The organism is Collinsella sp. BIOML-A6 (assembly GCF_009875845.1).
GTDB lineage: Bacteria > Actinomycetota > Coriobacteriia > Coriobacteriales > Coriobacteriaceae > Collinsella > Collinsella aerofaciens_H.
Genome location: NZ_WWSL01000004.1, coordinates 1 through 19,848, shown reverse-complemented (window position 1 = coordinate 19,848; position 19,848 = coordinate 1). Strand labels below are relative to the sequence as shown.

17 protein-coding genes and 1 tRNA gene are annotated in these 19,848 nt (G+C 59.8%); 9 read left to right on the top strand and 9 right to left on the bottom strand.

Annotated features, from left to right (window positions below; genetic code table 11):
- Window positions 1–8 precede the first annotated feature (8 nt).
- The 4 genes from GT495_RS02075 to GT495_RS02060 all read right to left on the bottom strand — a co-directional run bounded on the left by GT495_RS02075 (window position 9) and on the right by GT495_RS02060 (window position 4,903).
- Complete coding sequence (locus GT495_RS02075; protein ID WP_156600790.1) at window positions 9–551, bottom strand: peptidylprolyl isomerase; 543 nt, start codon at window positions 549–551, stop codon at window positions 9–11.
- A gap of 105 nt (window positions 552–656) precedes the next feature.
- A complete protein-coding gene (locus GT495_RS02070; RefSeq protein WP_161161316.1) occupies window positions 657–1,811 on the bottom strand; it encodes a zinc ribbon domain-containing protein in 1,155 nt (384 codons plus the stop codon).
- Window positions 1,812–2,027: 216 nt separating this feature from the next.
- A complete protein-coding gene (locus tag GT495_RS02065) occupies window positions 2,028–4,751 on the bottom strand; it encodes an HAD-IC family P-type ATPase (RefSeq protein ID WP_161161315.1) in 2,724 nt (907 codons plus the stop codon).
- 75 nt (window positions 4,752–4,826) lie between these two features.
- Window positions 4,827–4,903, bottom strand: a tRNA-Arg gene (locus GT495_RS02060).
- 204 nt (window positions 4,904–5,107) lie between these two features.
- Here GT495_RS02060 and aroF point away from each other — a divergent pair.
- From aroF to glf, 9 genes are all read left to right on the top strand, one after another.
- Window positions 5,108–6,133: a 3-deoxy-7-phosphoheptulonate synthase gene (gene aroF / locus GT495_RS02055; RefSeq protein WP_161161314.1), complete on the top strand. Its 1,026-nt coding sequence runs from the start codon at window positions 5,108–5,110 to the stop codon at window positions 6,131–6,133.
- A 3-nt stretch (window positions 6,134–6,136) separates the two neighbouring features.
- On the top strand, window positions 6,137–7,051 hold the full coding sequence (locus tag GT495_RS02050; RefSeq protein WP_161161313.1) for a prephenate dehydrogenase/arogenate dehydrogenase family protein: 915 nt from the start codon (window positions 6,137–6,139) through the stop codon (window positions 7,049–7,051).
- A 36-nt stretch (window positions 7,052–7,087) separates the two neighbouring features.
- Complete coding sequence (aroB, locus tag GT495_RS02045) at window positions 7,088–8,194, top strand: 3-dehydroquinate synthase (RefSeq protein ID WP_161161312.1); 1,107 nt, start codon at window positions 7,088–7,090, stop codon at window positions 8,192–8,194.
- The gene (gene aroA, locus GT495_RS02040) at window positions 8,188–9,507 is read left to right on the top strand and encodes a 3-phosphoshikimate 1-carboxyvinyltransferase (RefSeq protein ID WP_161161311.1); all 1,320 of its coding nucleotides are present in this window, start codon (window positions 8,188–8,190) and stop codon (window positions 9,505–9,507) included. Before aroB ends, aroA begins: the two co-directional genes overlap by 7 nt.
- A 1-nt stretch (window position 9,508) precedes the next feature.
- On the top strand, window positions 9,509–10,606 hold the full coding sequence (gene aroC / locus GT495_RS02035; protein ID WP_161161310.1) for a chorismate synthase: 1,098 nt from the start codon (window positions 9,509–9,511) through the stop codon (window positions 10,604–10,606).
- Between the two features lie 171 nt (window positions 10,607–10,777).
- Window positions 10,778–11,923, top strand: coding sequence for a prephenate dehydratase (pheA, locus tag GT495_RS02030; protein WP_161161309.1), 1,146 nt, complete (start codon window positions 10,778–10,780; stop codon window positions 11,921–11,923).
- Entirely contained in the window at window positions 11,924–13,162 is a 1,239-nt protein-coding gene (locus GT495_RS02025; RefSeq protein WP_161161308.1) for a shikimate kinase, read from the top strand.
- 101 nt (window positions 13,163–13,263) lie between these two features.
- The gene (gene aroQ, locus GT495_RS02020) at window positions 13,264–13,701 is read left to right on the top strand and encodes a type II 3-dehydroquinate dehydratase (RefSeq protein ID WP_152075889.1); all 438 of its coding nucleotides are present in this window, start codon (window positions 13,264–13,266) and stop codon (window positions 13,699–13,701) included.
- Window positions 13,702–13,779: 78 nt separating this feature from the next.
- Window positions 13,780–14,904, top strand: coding sequence for a UDP-galactopyranose mutase (glf, locus tag GT495_RS02015; protein WP_161161307.1), 1,125 nt, complete (start codon window positions 13,780–13,782; stop codon window positions 14,902–14,904).
- Between the two features lie 256 nt (window positions 14,905–15,160).
- Here glf and GT495_RS02010 read toward each other — a convergent pair whose 3' ends face one another.
- The 5 genes from GT495_RS02010 to GT495_RS01990 all read right to left on the bottom strand — a co-directional run bounded on the left by GT495_RS02010 (window position 15,161) and on the right by GT495_RS01990 (window position 19,741).
- On the bottom strand, window positions 15,161–15,745 hold the full coding sequence (locus GT495_RS02010; RefSeq protein WP_161161306.1) for a hypothetical protein: 585 nt from the start codon (window positions 15,743–15,745) through the stop codon (window positions 15,161–15,163).
- On the bottom strand, window positions 15,738–16,949 hold the full coding sequence (locus tag GT495_RS02005) for an ATP/GTP-binding protein (protein ID WP_161161305.1): 1,212 nt from the start codon (window positions 16,947–16,949) through the stop codon (window positions 15,738–15,740). Before GT495_RS02005 ends, GT495_RS02010 begins: the two co-directional genes overlap by 8 nt.
- Before the next feature lie 260 nt (window positions 16,950–17,209).
- Window positions 17,210–17,968, bottom strand: a complete 759-nt coding sequence (locus GT495_RS02000) for a hypothetical protein (RefSeq protein ID WP_161161304.1) — start codon at window positions 17,966–17,968, stop codon at window positions 17,210–17,212.
- Between the two features lie 102 nt (window positions 17,969–18,070).
- Window positions 18,071–18,445 carry a hypothetical protein gene (locus GT495_RS01995; protein WP_161161303.1) on the bottom strand — a complete coding sequence of 125 codons (375 nt, stop codon included), beginning with the start codon at window positions 18,443–18,445 and terminating at the stop codon, window positions 18,071–18,073.
- Window positions 18,446–18,661: 216 nt separating this feature from the next.
- Window positions 18,662–19,741: an AbiH family protein gene (locus tag GT495_RS01990; protein WP_161161302.1), complete on the bottom strand. Its 1,080-nt coding sequence runs from the start codon at window positions 19,739–19,741 to the stop codon at window positions 18,662–18,664.
- Between the last annotated feature and the right edge of the window lie 107 nt (window positions 19,742–19,848).

Sequence of the window (19,848 nt, the reverse complement as noted above, 5' to 3'; positions counted from 1 at the left end):
AGTCCCCTTTACTCGTGAACGATCTCGACGTGAACGATCTCGTCGCCGGCGCGCAGCTGCGAGATGACGTCGAGGCCCTCGACCGTGGTGCCAAAGACGGTATAGCCGGAGTCGAGGTTGTGCTGGGCACCCAGGCAGAAGTAGAACTGAGAGCCCGCGGAATCGGGATCCATGGAGCGGGCCATGGCAAGCGCACCGTCAACATGGCTGTTGCGCGGATTGGTGGCAAACTCGCCCTTGATGCAGTAGCCAGGGCCGCCGGTACCGGGCATGCCGTCGGGACCCTCAAGGCCGGCAGCGACGTCGGCGCCGGACATATCGCGGGTATTGGGGTCGCCGCCCTGGATCACAAAGCCGGGCACATAGCGATGGAACTTAAGGCCGTCATAGAAGCCCATCGTGGAAAGCTCGCAGAAGTTCGCCACATGGATGGGGGCGCCATCACCGTCAAACTTGACCTTGATGGTGCCCTTCGACGTCTCGATCACCGCGCACTCGTCACCGACGATCTGGTACTCGGGCGTATAGAGCTCTTTCTTAAAACCAAACATGTGGTTCCTTCCTCGTGCGTTTAAAGCATATTTGTACGAATTGTAGCAATAAGCACGGGCTTCCATCAATTGCGCACGCAGGTTATGCCGCCGGAGGGCAACAAATTACGAGCGCTGCTGCGGCTTCCATGCGCTCACGTTGGCGTCGTACTGCTTCAGCGCGCTGTTGCCGCCTTGCGCGATGGGCGCCAGAATCTCGCTCTGACGGGCACTCAGCGACTCGCCGTCGGGAATGGAAAGCGAGATATCCCAGCTCTGGCAGATCACGTCGACACGCTCGTACATCCACTGGGCAAGCTGCTTTAGATGATCGATGTCCTCCGCATAGGCCGTGTCGTCTTGAACCTTGAGGTTGTTGAGCTCATCCTGCGTCTTTTTAATCTGATCGCGTAGGGCATAGGCGCTCTGCGACAGCTCCTGGCGGGTGGAGAGCGGTGTACGCAGGTAGCCGTTATTAAACGAATCGATGACCTCACCGATCTGATCCTCGTCGCTGTACGACACGATGGTCTGGTACAGGCCGTCGAGCTTTGTGTAGAGCTGGTCGTCGGTTAAGACGGTCTCCTTTTGAACGGCCTCGGACGCATCCTCTTGCTTGGGCTCTTTCTCGGCAGCCTCGCCCTTTTGGCGCGACGGGAAGGTGGTCTTGGCAGCCTGGCCAAACTGGTCGTAGAAGCCGGGCATGACGCCCATGGGATCGGCAGTCACAAACCAATACGCACCACCGCACACGGCGGCGAGCACCGCGATGACGATGAGCGGTTTGGGGATATGGCGCTTGTGCTTGTGATAGGCATCCTCGTCGGGGTGGGCCTTGCGCTTGGGCTTTTGCTTTTTGGGCTGGGCATCATCGCGCAGGGACACCGGCGTGGGGATATCGACCTTGGGGATGCCAAAGTCCTTATCGAAGGCAGGCAGTACGCAGGTCTCGTTGGGATCGGCTGCATCGGAGAGCACCGCGGCGGCAGATGCCGGTGCGTGGGGCACCTCGGTATCGATCTGTTCCTGCGTCAGGCGCGGAAAGCCGGCCGTGCGCCCTGCGGCCAGGTCGGATGCGGCCGCGTTCTCGGAAAGGATGCCTGGCGCGGGGCGACCACACTTGGGACAGGTACGGTCATGCGGGGACAGACGGGCGCCGCAGCCGTCGCAGAACACGAACTCGGTATGCTCGGGGCCATCGCCCGGACCAACGTATGCGTTGCAATAGGGGCAGAACGAGGCGCCGTCCTCGATGGTCTTTAGGCAATGCGGGCAGATCACGGCATCCTCTTTCCGAAGCAACTCAAACAATTGAGGTTAGAGCATAACATCGCCACGGCCCCACAAGCGCAAGGCACCAATTCAACATCGCTAAGGTAGCTAATTTGGGACGGGGCTTTTTTAGCTGCCCTGCCGCCAATTGGCCAAATCGATCGCGTCATCAACTAGAACAGCTAAAAAAGCCCCGTCCCAAATTAGCTACCCTGTGAGGTGTGGTTATTTTTTCTTTTTCTTGGGCATCGAGACTTTGATGCCCTGGGCCGATTTGGTCACGCGAGAGCGCTTGGCAACGTCGCTCTTCTTATTCTTGGGCTGGGCCTTTTCCACACCCTCGAGTGCACGGGCCTCGGCATCGCGCGCAGTGCGCACCTCGCGGCGCTGCGCCATATCGGCGGCAACGCGCTTGGCAAAACGCTCGGCGGTCGATCCCGTCGAGCTCACCTTGCCGCCGCCGCGACCCAGGCGAACGCGCACGCCACGGCCAAAGCCGGTAGCCGCATGACGGCGACGGGGCTTGAGCGCGTCCATCATCGTGGCAAGCTTAAAGAACACCGCGCAGGTAAAGACGACGATAACCGCCAAGATGACCATCTGGCCCATCGACAGGTTGGCGATGGACAGCAGCCCCGGGAACCCGATAACGCCCGTCAAAATACCAGCGATGACAAACACGAAAAGCACCACGCGCAAGGGCGTGAGCGGCTGCGAGATGCGCCAGATCAGGCTGACGCTCGCCGCGCACGACGTGAGCAGGCACATGGTCGAAAGCGTAAGCTGGCTAAAGCCAAATACGCGCGCCACAAAGATATCGAGCGCCGCGGCCAAAATGACCGCAATCGACGCCGGCAGCGCACGCTTGAGCACGTTGGTCAAGAACGACTCCTTCACGCGGGCGTTGTTGGGCTCCAGGCCCAGCACAAAGCCCGGCGCGCCGATGCAGAAGAAGTTGATGAGCGTCATCTGAATGGGCTCGAAGGGATACGGCGGCAGCGCGATGCACAGCGCCGCCAGGCCCATCGAGAACAGCGTCTTGGTCAGAAAGAGCGCGGCAGAGCGCTGCAGGTTATTGATAGAGCGACGGCCCTCGGCCACCACAGCGGGCATCGAGGCAAAATCGTTATCGACGAGCACGATCTCGGCCACATTGCGCGCAGCATCGGAGCCGGCGGCCATCGCCACAGAGCAGTCGGCCTCCTTGAGCGCCAACACGTCGTTGACGCCATCGCCCGTCATGGCCACGGTGTGCCCGCGGCGCTTGAGCGCCTGTACGAGCTCGCGCTTCTGCTGCGGCGTCACACGCCCAAAGACGTGATAGCGGTCCACCGCCGCATCGAGCTTGGCTGGCGTATCGAGGGTCGTGGCGTCCACGTAAGCGTCGGCGCCCAGCACGCCCACCACGCGCGCGATCGACGAAACCGTACGCGGGTCGTCGCCGCTGATCACGTTGAGGGTCACGCCCTGCTCGTTAAAGTAGCCGATGGTCTCGGCCGCCGAGGTACGGATCTCGTCACGGATGGTCACAAAACCCACGGGCTCGGCCTCGCCCACCATATCGCCGTCGGGCGTAAAGCCGTCCACGCGCGCCACCACGAGCACACGGCAGGTATCGGCGAGCTCGGCCACACGATTCTCGACCTGCGCAAATGCGCGATCAGAGAGCACAAACTGCGCGGCGCCCATCACATAGGAGCCCTGCGCAAACGACGCGCCGCTCCACTTTTTGGACGACGAGAACGGAATGACCGACAGCGGCTCGGACACCTCGACCGGACGATCGGCGTAGTAGTTGAGCAGCGCCTGGCAGGTCTCGTTGGCATCTGCCGAGGTCGCACGCGCCACGTTGGAGAGCGCGAAGTCGAGCACCGTGGTCTCGACGGGAACAGCTGCCTCGTCCGAGTCCGCGCCAAAGCCAACACCCTCAACAGGCAGCGGGTAGGTGCCCTCGACCTCCATACGGCCCGAGGTAATGGTGCCCGTCTTGTCCAGGCACAGCACGTCGACGCGCGCGAGCGTCTCGATGCAGTAGAGCTGCTGTGCCAGCACCTTGCGACGCGCCAGGCGCACCGTGGCAATCGCGAGCACCGACGAAGTCAGCAGCACCAGGCCCTGCGGAATCATGCCCAGCAGGGCACCCACCGTGGACAGCAGCGCCGAAGAAGGCACACGACCAGCCAGCAGCTCGGAGAAGCTCCAGGAAAGCGCGCTATCGCCCGGGGATCCCGCGGCATCCCACAGCTCGCTCACACTCGAGGAAAAGAGCGCCAGACCAAGCGGAATCATGATAATGCTCGCGAACCGCACGATGGCGTTCAGCGCGTTCATGATCTCGGAATTGACCTTTTTGACGTACTTGGCCTCGTTGTTGATCTTTGCCACGTAGTTATCGGCGCCGACATGGATCACGCGGGCGCGCAGCAGGCCCGAGTCGATAAAGCTGCCGCTCATGAGCTCGGAGCCCAGCTGTTTCTTAATGAGGTCGCTCTCGCCCGTCAGCAGGCTCTCGTTGACGAGCGCCTCGCCCGACACCACCACGGCGTCGGCCGGAATCTGGTCGCCGCGCCCCAGGCGAATGATGTCGTCGAGCACGATCTGGTCCAGGTCAAGCTCCACCTCGGCGCCGTCGCGCACCGCGATGGCCTTCTTTGAGGTGAGCAGCGTAAGCTTGTCGACCATCCGCTTGGAACGCATGGACTGGATGACGCCAATTGCCGTGTTCAAGAACACCACGAACAGGAACGTCAGGTTCTTAAACGAACCGGTCAGCAACACCAAAATCGCCAAGACCACGTTGATCAAGTTAAACAGCGTGCAGAGGTTCTCGATGATGAGCTCTTTGACCGACTTGGTCTTGAGCTCCATGTTGCGGTTGATCTTACCGGCGGCGATGCGCTCCTCGACCTCGGCGGTCGAGAGTCCGCGCTCGATATCCGTTGCTGCCATACCACGTCCCATCACGTCGCGTCGGTATAAGAAAACCGCCCGGACCATGCGAGGTTCGGACGGTCTTACGTTCGATGGTGCCCCATGTTGGATTCGAACCAACGGCCTTCTGCTCCGGAGGCAGACGCTCTAATCCCCTGAGCTAATAGGGCGAACGGTAGGCATTATACCCAAGTGCGCCACGGGCTCACAAAATAATAGAAAAAGCTTTGCAATTACGTGGGAGACGCGCCGCGACGGCGCGCTTTAGACGGCACAAGCGACTCAGATAGTATAAACTCACATGCACCATATAATGCGGCTCGCGATGCGGGCCGTTTTTTGCAAGGGCCATCCATCGAGGTGAGAGGCACACCATGATTGCAATTTTAAAGCAGAGCGCCAGCGACGAGGCCGTAAGCCACATCGTTAGCTGGATCGAGAAAAAGGGACTCAAGACCGACGTCTCGCGCGGCGAGAACGAGACCATCATCGGCCTGGTGGGCGATACGACCAAGATCGACCCGTTCCTGCTCGAGTCCATGGACGTCGTCGAGCGCGTACAGCGCGTCTCCGAGCCGTTCAAGCGCGCCAACCGCAAGTTCCACCCCGAGGACTCCGTCATCGACTGCGGCCACGGCGTCAAGATCGGCGGCGACCAGTTCCAGGTCATCGCCGGCCCCTGCTCCGTCGAGGGCGAGAACCTCATCCGCATCGCCCGCCGCGTGAAGGCTGCCGGCGCCACAATGCTGCGCGGCGGCGCCTACAAGCCCCGCACCTCCCCGTACGCCTACCAGGGCATGGGTCCCGCCGGCCTGGACCTGCTGTGCGAGGCATCCGCCGAGCTCGACATGCCGATCGTCACCGAGATCATGGACCCGCGCGACGTGCAGGTCTTCCTCGACAAGAAGATCGACGTCATGCAGATCGGCGCTCGCAACGCCCAGAACTTCCCCCTGCTCAAGGAGGTCGGCAAGACGCAGACCCCGATCCTGCTCAAGCGCGGCATGTCCGGCACCGTCGACGAGCTGCTTATGGCAGCCGAGTACATCATGAGCGAGGGCAACGACAACGTCATCCTGTGCGAGCGCGGCATCCGCACCTTCGAGACCCGCACCCGCAACACCTTCGACCTCAACGCCGTGCCGGTGCTGCACCACCTGTCGCACCTGCCCGTCGTCGCCGACCCCAGCCACGCCACCGGTTACACGCGCTATGTTGAGCCCATGGCGCTCGCCGCGACCGCCTGCGGCGCCAACGGTCTGGAGATCGAGGTCCACGACGACCCGAGCCACGCTTGGTCCGACGGTGCTCAGGCCCTCACCCCCGACCAGTTCGACGACACCATGCGCCGCATCCGCGCCATCCGCGAGGTCGTCTGCCAAGAGACCATTCAGGAGTAGCCCATGGGTACGGTGAGAAACGCACGCGTTAACCAAGGTGGCCCCAAGTGCGCCGGCATCGTGGGCCTGGGCCTCATCGGCGGCAGCTTTGCCCGCGGCTATGCGCAGGCGGGCGTCCGCGTGCTGGCCTGGGACCCCGATGACGACGTCATGACGGCCGCCAGCATGGGCACCGTTGCCGGCGAGCTCAACGACGAGACGCTCGGCGAATGCGACATCATCGTCCTGGCATGCTACCCCGAGGCCTGCATCGAGTGGCTCGGGGCGCACGCCCAGGCACTCGCCGACGCCACCGATACCGAGGCCATCATGGGCCCCGTGGTGATCGACACCGTGGGCGTCAAGGGTATCGTGTGCGAGCGCGCCTTTGAGCTTGCCCGCGAGCACGGTTTTTACTTTGTGGGCGCGCACCCCATGGCGGGCACGCAGTTCTCGGGCTACGCGCATTCCCGCGCCGACCTGTTCCAGGGCGCACCGCTCGTGCTCGTTCCGCCCGCGGTGGACGACGCACTTAAGCTGGAGCTTTTGGGCCAGGTGCGCGAGATGGTACGTCCCCTGGGCTTTGGCAAGTTCAGCGTAACGAGTGCCGCCGAGCACGACCGCGTCATCGCCTTTACGAGCCAGCTCGCGCACGTCGTCTCCAACGCCTACGTTAAGAGCCCGACCGCTCAGGTCCACCACGGCTTTTCGGCCGGCAGCTACCGCGACCTCACCCGCGTGGCGCACCTCAATCCGCAGATGTGGTCCGAGCTGATGATCGACGACGCCGATGCGCTCGCCTTCGAGATCGACCATCTGATCGAATCGCTTGGCGCCTACAGCCGCGCCCTTAAGGACCGCGACCAGCGCTATCTGGAGAATCTCCTTGCCGAGGGCGACCGCATCAAGCGCGCGCTCGACGACGAGGCCTCCCACTAGACCACCTATCACGCCAGGTCGAAAGGACCGAAGCTTATGGCGATTACCATCGATATCGACACCGCACGCCCCTACCAGGTGCACGTCGGCACGTTTTTGCTGGAGCAGGCGGGACCGCTCGTACGCGCCACTGCCGGTGGGTCGCGCGCGGTCATCGTGACGGACACCAACGTAGGTCCCCTCTACCAGATGCCCGTTAAGCAAAGCCTCGAATCCACAGGCTACGAGGTGAGCATCTGCACCTTCGAGGCCGGCGAGGCCCATAAGCGTGCCGAGACCTACGTTGCCATTTTGGAGTTTGTGGCCGAGCACGAGCTTTCGCGCTCCGACGTGATCATAGCGCTCGGCGGCGGCGTCGTGGGCGACGTGGCGGGCTTTGTGGCCGCAACCTACATGCGCGGCTGCAAGTTTGTGCAGATTCCCACCAGCCTGCTCGCTATGGTGGACTCATCGGTCGGCGGCAAGACGGCCATCGACCTGGCTGCCGGCAAGAACCTGGCCGGAGCCTTTTGGCAACCAAGTGTTGTCATCGCCGACGTGGGATGCCTGGCCACCCTCACGCCCGAGCAGTTCGCCGACGGCTGCGGCGAGGTCGTCAAGCACGCCGTGATCGCCGACCCGGAGCTCTTCGAAGAGCTCGAGACGACCCCGCTCACACTTGAGCTGCTCAACCGCGACGTGGCCCGTGTGGCGCTCATCATCGCCCGCAATATCGACATCAAGCGCGCCGTAGTCGTTGCCGACGAGCGCGAAACCAATCAGCGCAAGCTCCTCAACTTTGGCCACAGCGCCGGGCACGCCGTCGAGGCCTGCGAGCACTATGAGCTCGGCCACGGCAACTGCGTGTCGATTGGCATGGGCATCATCACGCGTGCCGCAGCCCTGCATGGCGTTTGCGTTGCTGCACTGCCCGGTCGTATTGAGGAGCTCTGCGCCCGCCACGGCCTCAAGACCCGCTGCAAGCTTTCCGCCGATGCTGTCTTTGCCGAGGCACTCCACGACAAAAAGCGCGCGGGCGACACCATCGACCTGGTAATTCCGCACGGCATTGGCCGCTGCAGCATCGACCGCACACCGCTTTCCACCTTCCATGATTTGATTGCCGAGGGCCTCGGCCAGAAGGGAGACGTTTCCGCATGTTAGCCCGCATCACCCCCTCCCCGCTCAAGGGCACTGTTCCCGCCATCGCGTCCAAATCGATGGCGCATCGTCTCATCATCTGCGCCGCGCTTGCCAACGGCGAGACGCACGTTACCTGCAACACCACCTGCGCCGATATCGAGGCCACGGTGCGCTGCCTTACGGCACTCGGCGCCCGCATCGAGACCGTCGAGGACGGCTTTCAGGTCCACCCCACCATGAAGAGCGTTGAATTTGGCCTGCTCAAGGCCCTTGCCGGCGGCACACTCGACTGCGGAGAGAGCGGCTCCACACTACGCTTCATGCTGCCCGTCGCCTGCGCGCTGGGCGCGGAGGCCACCTTCGTGGGCCAGGGCCGACTGGGCGCCCGCCCGCTCTCCCCGCTCTCGGATGAGATCATCGCCGCCGGTTGCGACCTGCAGGGTCTGGGCGGCTTTCCGCTCAAGACGAGCGGCCGCATGCGCCCGGGTACCTTTATGCTGCCGGGCAATGTGAGCTCGCAGTACATCTCGGGCCTACTGTTGGCGGCCCCGCTGCTGTCCCAGCCCTCCTGCGTGCAGGTGACCGGGCTCATCGAGAGCCGCCCCTACATCAACCTGACGATCCAGGCCATGAAGGCCTTCGGCATCGAGGTCAACGTCGAGCGTATTCCGGCCAAGGACGGCCAGCCCGAGGTCACGAACTTCCGCGTGAACAGTGGCTCGTACCGCACGCCCGGCAGCGTAGCCGTCGAGGGCGACTGGTCCAACGCCGCCTTTTGGCTGTGCGCCGGCGCCATCGGCACCGACCCCATCACCGTCGAGGGCGTGTCGCTGAGCTCCGCACAGGGCGACCGCAACGTGCTCGCCGCGCTTTCGCGCTTTGGCGCCCGCATCGTGCGCTCCACGAACGCCGCCACCGTCCAGTCCGACAAGCTCGCCGGCTTTGAGATGAGCGCCCACGACATTCCGGACCTGGTCCCTGTTATTTCGGCCGTGGCATCGCTGGCTCAGGGCCGCACGTTCATCCGTGACTGCGCGCGCCTGCGCATCAAGGAGTCTGACCGTCTGGTCACCACCACCCGCGAACTTACCGCGCTGGGCGCGCAGGTGCGCATCGCCGGCGATGACCTCATCATCAAGGGTGTCGATGCCTTCACCGGCGGCGAGGTCGATTCGCACAACGACCACCGCATCGCCATGATGGCCGCCATCGCCGCAAGCCGTGCTACCGGCGAGGTCGTGATCCACGGCGCCGAGGCCGTCAACAAGTCCTATCCCGATTTCTTCGACCACTACCGCCTGTTGGGCGGCAAGGTCACGCTCGAGGAGGAGTAGCATGTCCTCGACCTTTGGCAACGTCTTGCACGTAAGCATCTTCGGCCAGTCGCACTCCCCCGCCATCGGCTGCTCGCTCGATGGCATTCCGGCAGGTATCGCCGTTGACCTGGAGCAGCTGCAGACCTTTTTGGACCGTCGCGCCCCCGGCCGTGACGAGACCGCGACCAAGCGCCGCGAGGCCGATGCCGTCCACATTATCGCCGGCATGATTGATGGGCACACCACCGGCGCGCCCATCGCAGCGATCATCGAGAACACCAACACGCGCTCCAAGGACTACTCCGAGCTGCGCCGCAAGCCCCGCCCGGGCCATGCGGATTTCCCGGCGCGCGTGAAATACCACAACATGCACGACGTCGCTGGCGGCGGACACTTCTCCGGCCGCCTGACGGCGCCCCTGTGCATCGCGGGCGGCATCGCGCTGCAGGCGCTCGAGGCCCGCGGCGTTAAAATCATGGCGCACGTCGCGCAGATCGGTGGTATCTCCGACCTGCCCATGGACGACATGGTCTATCGCGAGGCCGACCGCAAGGCGATCCTTTCGAACGACCTGCCGTGCATTGACGCCGCCGCAGCCGGCCGCATGCGCGAGGAGATCCTGGCCGCGCGCGACGAGCTCGACAGCATCGGCGGCATCGTGGAGTGCGGTATCTACGGCCTGCCCGCGGGCATCGGCGACCCCATGTTCGACGGCATCGAGAACCGCATCGCGCAGATTGCGTTTGGGATTCCCGCCGTGAAGGGCGTGGAGTTTGGCATGGGCTTTGCCGTCGCAGCCATGCGCGGCAGCGAAAACAACGACCCGTATCGCATCGACGCCGAGACCGGCGAGATCGAGGTCGAGTCCAATAATGCCGGCGGCATCCTGGGCGGCATTTCGACCGGCACACCCGTCATGTGGCGCATGGCCGTAAAGCCCACGCCCTCCATTGGCCGCGAGCAGCAGACGGTGGACATGGACGCTATGGAAAATGCCGAGCTCTCGGTCCACGGCCGCCACGATCCCTGCATCGTCCCGCGCGCCGTCCCCGTAGCCGAAGCAGCCGCAGCGCTGGCCATCTGGGACGCCCTCCTCGAAGACGCTGCACAGCGTTAGTCCACCAACCCCAAGGGTAGTTAATTTGGGACGGGGCTATTTTAGCTACCCCCCATATGCCAGTTGATATTTGCGCTGACACCCATCGATTCATCGACAGTCAAAGGGTAGCTAAAAAAGCCCCGTCCCAAATTAACTACCCCCGTATAACCATTCACGAAAGGGGTCCCTATGGACCTTGCTGACATCCGCAAGACCATCGATGGCATCGACACCACGCTGCTCAACAGTTTTGTCGAGCGCATGGACATTGCCACCGAGGTCGCCAAATCGAAAATCGAGATAGGCAAGGCCGTCTTCGACCCCGCCCGCGAGCGCTCCAAGCTCAACGACCTTGCCGGCCGCGCTCCCGAGCGCTACGAGGCGCAGACCATCACGCTGTTCCGCCTCCTCATGAGCATGAGCAAGGCTGAGCAGCAGCGCTATATCAACGAACTCAAGGGCATCACGGTCTCGCAAGGGGCACACGCCACGGCCGAGGCCTTCGATACGCCCTTCCCCCAGACCGCCAGCGTCGCCTGCCAGGGCGTTGAGGGCGCCTACAGCCAAATCGCCGCGTGCAAGCTCTTCGACGTGCCCGATATCGCGTTCTTCGACACCTTCGAAGGTGTCATGCGCGCCGTGCGAGACGGCTTCTGCGAGTTTGGCGTACTACCCATCGAAAACTCCACCGCAGGCTCGGTCAACGCGGTCTACGACCTGCTCGCGCAGTTCGACTTCCACATTGTGCGCTCGCTGCGCCTCAAGATCGACCACAACCTGCTAGTCAAGCCCGGCACCAAGCTGCAGGATGTTCGTGAGGTCTATAGCCACGGTCAGGCCATCGCGCAATGTGCCGGCTTTATTGAGGCGCACGGCCTGCACGCCACCAAGTATCCCAACACGGCTATGTCGGCTGAGATGGTCGCCAACTCCGAGCGCACCGACGTCGCCGCCATCGCCTCGCGCAGTTGTGCGGCGCTCTACGGTCTGGAGGTGCTGGAGCCCAACATTCAGGACTCGGACAACAACTACACGCGCTTTGTCGTCATCAGCCGCGAGCCACGCGTCTATCCCGGTGCCAACCGCACCTCGCTCATGATCACCACGGCCAACGAGCCGGGCGCCCTCTATCGCGTGCTCGAGCGCTTCTATGCGCTCAACATCAACCTTATCAAGCTCGAGAGCCGCCCCATCCCCGGTCGCGACTTTGAGTTTATGTTCTACTTCGATCTGGACTGCCCCTTTGGTAGCAAAGCCCTCGACGACCTGCTCGACTCGATTGACGACGTGTGCGAGAGCTTCACCTACTTTGGCAGCTACACGGAGGTGCTCTAGATGACTGACGTCGCCACAACCCGTCCCTACGGCGTGCTGGGCCGTGTACTGGGCCACAGCTACACCCCGACCATCTACAAGGAGCTCGCGGGGCTTGAGTACGTGCGTTTTGAGCGCGAGCCCGAGGACCTCGAGGCCTTTATGACGGGCAACGAATGGGAGGGCACTAACGTGACCATTCCCTACAAGCGCGCCGTCATGGACTACCTGGACGAGCTGAGCCCACTCGCCGAACGCATGGGCAACGTCAACACGATCACGCGCCTGCCCGATGGCCGTCTGCGCGGAGACAACACCGACTACTTCGGTTTCCAGTGCCTGGTCGAGGAGCTGGGTGTGGAGATTGCCGGCGAGAAGGTCCTCGTGCTCGGAGCCACCGGCGGTGCCGGCACCACGGCAAGTATGGTGCTGGGCGACCTGGGCGCGATCGTGGTGCCCGTGGGACGCACGAGCGAGGTCAACTACGACAACATCGCACAGCAGTCCGATGCCGCGTTGCTCGTCAACTGCACGCCCGCCGGTATGTTCCCTCACTGCCCCGACGCGCCTTGCACGCTCGAGGGCCTCGACGCGCTCGAGGGCGTCATCGACATCGTCTACAACCCCGCCCGCACGGGACTCATGCTCGAGGCCGAGCGTCGCGGCATCCCCTGCATCGGCGGTTTGCTCATGCTTGTGGCCCAGGCGGCGCAAGCTGTCGAGCGCTATACCGGCCAAGTCACCCCGCGCGAGCGCATCCTGGACGTGACGGAGCGCCTGTCCCGCCATGAGCAGAACATCGCACTGATCGGCATGCCGGGCTCGGGCAAAACCCGCGTGGGTGAGCAGATTGCCCTGCTCACCGGTCGCGAGCACATCGACCTGGACCGCGCCCTCGAGGAGCGTCTGGACATGCCTTGCGCCGACGTTATCGTCGAGCGCGGCGAGCCGGCCTTCCGTGAGCAAGAGACGGCGGCCCTGGCCGACATCTCCAAGCGCAGCGGCCTGGTGCTCTCCACCGGCGGTGGCGTCGTCACGCGCGACGAGAACTACCCGCTGCTGCACCAGAACAGCCAGATTGTGATGCTCAACCGTAAGCTCGATGAGCTCGCCCACAAGGGTCGCCCCATCACCGCCCGCGACGGTATCGACAAGCTCGCCGAGCAGCGCATGCCGCGCTACCGCGCCTGGGCCGACTACATCATCGACTCGCGCGACTGCGCAGTCAACACCGCCCAAGCCCTCCTCGACACCCTCTAAAACCTACCAAATAGGGACAGGTTTATTTTGGCAGGTTTTATCTGGGCAAACGTCGAAGATCAAAAGACCGGCTACGCTAACCAACCGCAAAGGAAGCAACCATGAAAGCTCTCGTCATCAACGGACCCAACCTCAATATGCTCGGCATTCGCGAGCCGGGCATCTACGGCAGCGACAACTACGACCGCTTGGTCCAGATCTGCAAGGAGGCCGGCGCCGCACAGGGCTTCGACGAAGTCGAGGTCTTCCAGTCCAACCACGAGGGCAGCATCGTCGATAAGATCCAGGAGGCTTACGGCAAGGTCGACGGCATCGTCATCAACCCGGCGGCTTACACGCACACGAGCGTGGCGATCCTGGACGCCCTCAAGGCCGTAGCCATCCCCGCCGTCGAGGTCCACATCAGTGCCGTCGAGACGCGCGAGGACTTCCGCCAGGTAAGCTACGCCCGCCTGGCCTGCTTTGCCACCATCACCGGCGAAGGCCTCCAGGGCTACGCCCATGCGTTGGAGCTGCTGAAAGAGCATCTGCTACACTAATCCCTGGGACAACATAATCAGGTTTGTTTGTTCCAAAACGTAAGCAACTGTTCGATTGACACACAAAGGAGCATATCCATGTCCCAGTACGATTACCTCGTCGTCGGTGCCGGCCTTTCGGGCGCCGTCTTTGCCAACGCCGCCAAGCGCGCCGGCAAGTCGGTCCTGGTCATCGACCGCCGCGACCACATCGCCGGCAACATCTACACCGAGGAGGTCGAGGGCATCCAGGTCCACCGCTACGGCGCCCACATCTTCCACACCTCCATGAAGGACGTCTGGGACTACGTCAACCGCTTTGCCGAGTTCAACAACTACGTCAACTCGCCGGTCGCCAACTTCCACGGCAACATGTACAACATGCCCTTCAACATGAACACCTTCGCCAAGATGTGGCCGGGCGTCGTCACGCCGGCCGACGCCCGCGCCAAGATCGCCGAGCAGGTGGCTGCCGAGAACATCGGCGAGCCGCAGAACCTCGAGGAGCAGGCTCTGTCCCTCGTGGGCCGCGACATCTTCGAGACGCTCGTGAAGGGCTACACCGAGAAGCAGTGGGGCCGCGACTGCCGCGACCTGCCCGCGAGCATCATCAAGCGCCTCCCCTGCCGCTTCACCTACGACAACAACTACTTCAACGACCGCTACCAGGGCATCCCCATGGGCGGCTACACCAAGATGGTCGCCAACATGCTCGAGGGCGTCGAGGTGCGCTGCGGCGTGGAGTACAAGGAGCTGATCGCCGCCGAGCCCGACATCGCCGCCAAGACGATCTACTGCGGCCCCATCGACGCGTTCTACGACTTTAAGCTGGGCACGCTGGAGTACCGCAGCCTGCGCTTTGAGACCGAGACGCTCGACGAGCAGGACCACCAGGGCGTGGCCGTGGTCAACTACACCGAGCGCGAGATTCCCTACACGCGCATCATCGAGCACAAGCACTTCGAGTTTGGCACGCAGGACAAGACCGTCATCACGCGTGAGTACCCGGCCGACTGGAAGCCCGGCGACGAGCCCTACTACCCCATCAACGACGCCAAGAACGAGGCCCTCTACAAACAGTACGAGGAGCTCGCGGCGCAGGAGGGCGACGTGGTCTTTGCCGGTCGCCTGGGCGGCTATAAGTACTACGACATGGACAAGGCCATCGCCGCGGCCTTCGAACTCGTTCGCAACGAGCTGGGCGTGGAGCCCACGGAGGCGTAAAGGTCCAAAAAAAAACGGGCCTCTTCGCGAGCCGAAAACAGCACAAGCAGGCACGCCAACGCCGGCAGGAGCAATTTCGCCTTTGCCGGCGTTTTAGTATGGAGACGAAGTTGGCTGTTCTGTCCATTATATATCCGATGATATGGGTGGACACGCCCCGCCACAGAAGCAAAAACCGGAAGTATGCGGCAAATTCTAAACATGCCGAGCACACTGTGTTCTAGTCTTTGCACTCGATCTGGCAATTGCTCATCTGCTATTTCAACAAGTCGACCAGCAGAAGCTCCCCATTCTTCCGCTTGCTCGTCTCGGCATGAGCTTTAATTGCTTTAACAAGTTTTTCGCCGTCACCCCAATATTCCTCAAGAAAATCCTTCTCTTTAATTTTGCCTAGTCCAAGACGCTGTTTGCAGAATTCGTTAGGCTTAAGTTGCCTGTCCCTTCTGGTCGCATTCTCCCAATCCCGATAGGCACCCTCGGCGTGAATCACAAGCATCTCAATCTCCGGTCGCGTAAGAAAACTCAGCACTTTAGTGCCGTTCTGTCTACGCTTTGGAAACTCAAACTTGGGAGCGCTGCTGTCCACAATCCGTGCGACCACAAGCCCTTCAGCCCCAGCAGTCTCGTAGTTCATCGAGAAATAGTCGTTTGCAATTTCAGACGCCTTGCGTTTTCGCGTGTAAGGACGATCGACAATAAGGGCATCTTTGACCACTCGTTCTCTTGGAACGATCAACAAATCGTTGTCATACAACACCTGGATAACGGCGCCCTCTGCAGTTCCCTCACAGCTAAACAAGACAAAACGACTTGATAGAATGTCTTTTGCCTGATTACCCATTGATGTGCTCGCAAACATACTCGCGCATCGCTTGAACGTCGGGGTACTTAGGCATAGACCCCTTGATCACATTGTTGATGATCACATCGCTCTTTTTGTTCTCAATCCGATTGATACGCTCGGAATACTTGATGAGCTCCGTCTTAAACGAATCGTCACGCACAAGAACAAATACATTGTCTTTACGTCTTAGCACATCAAGAAGCTCCGAGTAATGAGTCGAAAAAAGCAAGGTTGCCCCATGGGGGTTCGTAACGGGAGAAGCAAAAAGCTCAATCACTGTACCTACAAGCGATCTGTTAAGACCCGTTTCAATCTCGTCCACAATCAGATAGCCCCCATTTCTGAGAGCAGTTATCGCTTGATTGACCAGTTCCGCACCCAAAACCGTTCCATTTGACAGAACAGAAGTCGCGATCGCGACATTCATCACCCGCTCCGCTCGTTCTCCCTTAAACTTAAGATGGAACACTTGGTTTTCCTTGTTCCAGACAAGATATTCTACGCTCGGATCAAAAGCCTGAACAACAGGAGTTGGCAAGCTCGTCAAAGGCAGCGTGCGCTCGGGAGACTCCACCGAGACGATTTTTTTGCCCGTGATGACAGACACAATCGACATGTTGTCATCCAAGAAAGTTCGTTGGGCATCGTTAAGAACAAGGTCGCCATCAGCAGGCCCCTCACGAACCAGGATAGGCTCAGAGACATCCTTCAGACGCTCGATATTCAAAACGACCTTTCTAGAGACGCGTGATGTGGGACATCTCCAAAGCCATTCGTTCTCAAATGTAAGCGATCCCGCAAAAGAAGTATCATCTACGGCTTCGCCATCCGCTTTGTGAAGTTGAGATTCAATAAGATATACCGAACCTTTTTCGAAAAATACACAAGTCACATTGACCTGGCGCTCCAAGTTTCCGAGAACATCGGAACCAGTTGCAAAGCGTCGCATAACAAAGCTGCCAGACATATAGCCAAGCACAAAGCGCACAAGGTTGAGAGTCGTTGTCTTACCGGATGCGTTTACGCCAACAACGCCCATAACATTTTGAGAATAGAGCGAGGATCCCACCGGCAGCGGGAACACATCGGCGAAATTACCTTCCTCATCGCTCAAAACGCGATCAGCGGCAATAAAATCAAGCTCCAAACGCTTGTCCTTAAACAGCGTGACCCCATCAATTCTTAATTTAAGAAGTTTCAAAGCGACCTCCTTTTAGACAATCCAATTATAAACAGTTTTCTTGTTTATAATTTGAGAAACATGATGGCTACGGATTGTTCAGAGAAAGCAAAACAGCGTGACAGCGGGAGCGTGCAAAAAACAATGGCTTCTATAACGGCCGCAACCAGCTCCGCCCCCATTCGTCAGCAACATCTCGACCATCACGCCACCCATTTGCGAAAGCAATTATGTGTCACCGCAGAGAGAAGCATCGTTAAATCATCCAGTCTCAAGCGTAATCACAAGTAAGATCTATCGATATAAAAGCTGAAGTGCCAGTTTTTAAGCCGCGTATCAGCATCCCCGTTGTCATCAACAAACTCAGAGAGCATATCCGCACCGTCGGTAATTGGGCAGCGATCGCCCTCGTATTTCATAAAAGGAAAAGCACCGTCTCTGGAACCGGCAGCAAACACAAAACCTGATGGATCGATTACCCAACAGACATATGCATCCTTTCCGCGAGTAAGCAGCAGCGACCCGTTGCAGCCTTTGGGCAAGAAGCAGTCAAACGCCTCGTCCAAAGACGAATAGGCATTGGATTCCATCCAACTCCGATTCTCCAGGCTTGCAATTGTCCAAAGAAAGGACTTCATCTCTTCCAGATATGTCCAGTCAAACCATATCCCATCTTCATCGAACCCGCTCCTCCCTTTACCCGATTCAAACCGCTTAACCTTAGCGCTGGCGTTAGCGGCAGCTGTGTCAATCTCACGCTTAAAAGTGTCCAAGTAGGAAGCTTTTTCGGGCGGGTTTAAACACTCTAGATACTCGCGCGCATTCCATCCGTTGAAATGTTTGATGTATCGAAAGCTTGGAAGCAACGCCGCTGCGATATTAACAAACTCCTTTACAGGCAGATTCTCCCCCACAACGTTAATCCGCATGGACATCGATTCTAGCGAAGCATAATAGGCAAGCGCGAGAACATAGGGCGCGATGAATATTGGGTACCAGATTGAAAGAAATAGCGAGCTTAATTCAACGCCCCAGTCCATAGAAAACTAAGCATTTGAAAGCAGCAACGTTGTTGCAATACAAACAATGATGCACAAAACAACCCTCATGTTTTCAAACAAGCATAGATTGGATACATCACGTCAAGATGAAAATTGGGCATGGCCAATACCCAGAAACAAAAGGACTACTTGAAGAGCAACTTCAAACGGAATAGGGAAGCAGACCAGATTGATATAGAAAGACGCTAGTGCACCAAAGCGGACCTCAGGCACAATCAATTCGTTTTTAATTGAAGTGACCGATGTTGCCTTAGATGCAATTAACATAGAGGGAAACCCAACAAATACAACCTCAAGAATCGTGTCCAGCAAGATACCCGTATTCCAAAACCCGAATTCAAACGCTCCGTATATCAAAAGCGCAGAGTACGTTACAAGAATGAGCGCAGGAATCAGAATTTTGGGGCTTTGCGCACACTTGACAACATCAGCAAACGATTTAATAACGCTTAACAACTAACCCTTAGTCAGAAGATAAATCGCTATAAGACCCATCAATATAATTGATGCATATTCACGGTTATCCATTTGTCCGATGAGAGTTGCAACCACCCATTGGACTCCACTGAGGATCAATCAAGCCCCTCCTTAGCCGTGTTGAATCTAGACTCAAGATCACGCCGGGAATGTTGGTGCAAACGCGCCGACGACCAGCCATGCGTCGCCGAAGCCCTATGGAAGTCTGCGAACCATGAGGCGGCCCTCGAGGAGGAGCTTGTGCATGAGGTTCTTCCCGTGGTCTTTGTTGTCGAAAGACTCGCCGTAGGCAGCCAAGAGCTTCGTCACGTTTTTATGAACTTCCCTGCGAGCCTTTTCGACCATAACCTTCTCGGTCTCACCCTTCTTGCCATGAGGCCTATAGTAGAAGACGAGCCTCGTATCGCCACCGTAGAGGTCCACGGCATCGAAGATCGACTGAAAGTAGGAGTAGTCGGCCTCGGAAAGGGAGTGGCCGAAGAACTTGATGAAGCCCATCGAAGCGCCGTTTGACAACTTCGGCCGAACGACCCTCTGGAAGTCGACGGGGTCCTGCGCGAGCAGCCTGTAGGTCTTGGTGAACGGTATGGCCACGCTGGTGGGCCTGATCCCCTTCGCGTCTATGCCGAAGACGATGCCGTGCTCGTAGTCGCTCGCCCTACCGTGTATGTTGCAGAAGCAGTCGATGCCGAGGGCGTCGGAAAGGCGAACGTTGCTCGACAGGGGCTCGGTGTAGTTGAAGCTGAGGACGGAGGTCGAGGGGGGCACGCCATCTTCGTCAACCAGGTCTCTGCAGATGCGCTCCATCCGGGTCGCGGCGGAGTCGAGGTAGCCGGGCGTCCGCTGCACAAGGTCGTTGAGGTAGGAGGCGAAATACGACTCGTAGCGGTTCAGGTCGGCAAGGGACAGCGCGGCGAGCACGCTGCCGTCCAGCTTTCGGCCCCTCAGCCAATTGCTCAGCACATAGGAATAGACGGCATTGGTGCGCGCGGTCTGCGAGGGCTTGACCGAAGGATCGAGGACACATTCCGGGAGCCGGAGCATCTGGGGATCCTTCTGCCCGATTTTGTACAGCCACCGCCTAATCTGGTGTTCGACGTCGCACCAGCGCCAATTATGCCCCTTCTCCTGCTTGAGAATGAGATCCCAGATAGTGGTGTTCTCCGGATGGGCAACCAAATCGGATTTCGCTCGGTAGTCGTGAAAGTCGGAGAAGCTCGATTTGAGGTCGCAGGAAAGATCGAACCCGTTGCCGATTACGATGAGCTGATACATCAGACACCTCCTCTACGCAAGCATGAAGGCGGTTGATTTTCAATCTCAACGCAACAGCTTGAACGGCCCCCGCGTTTCCGCAGCTAGCGCAACGCGGAACTAGCCCC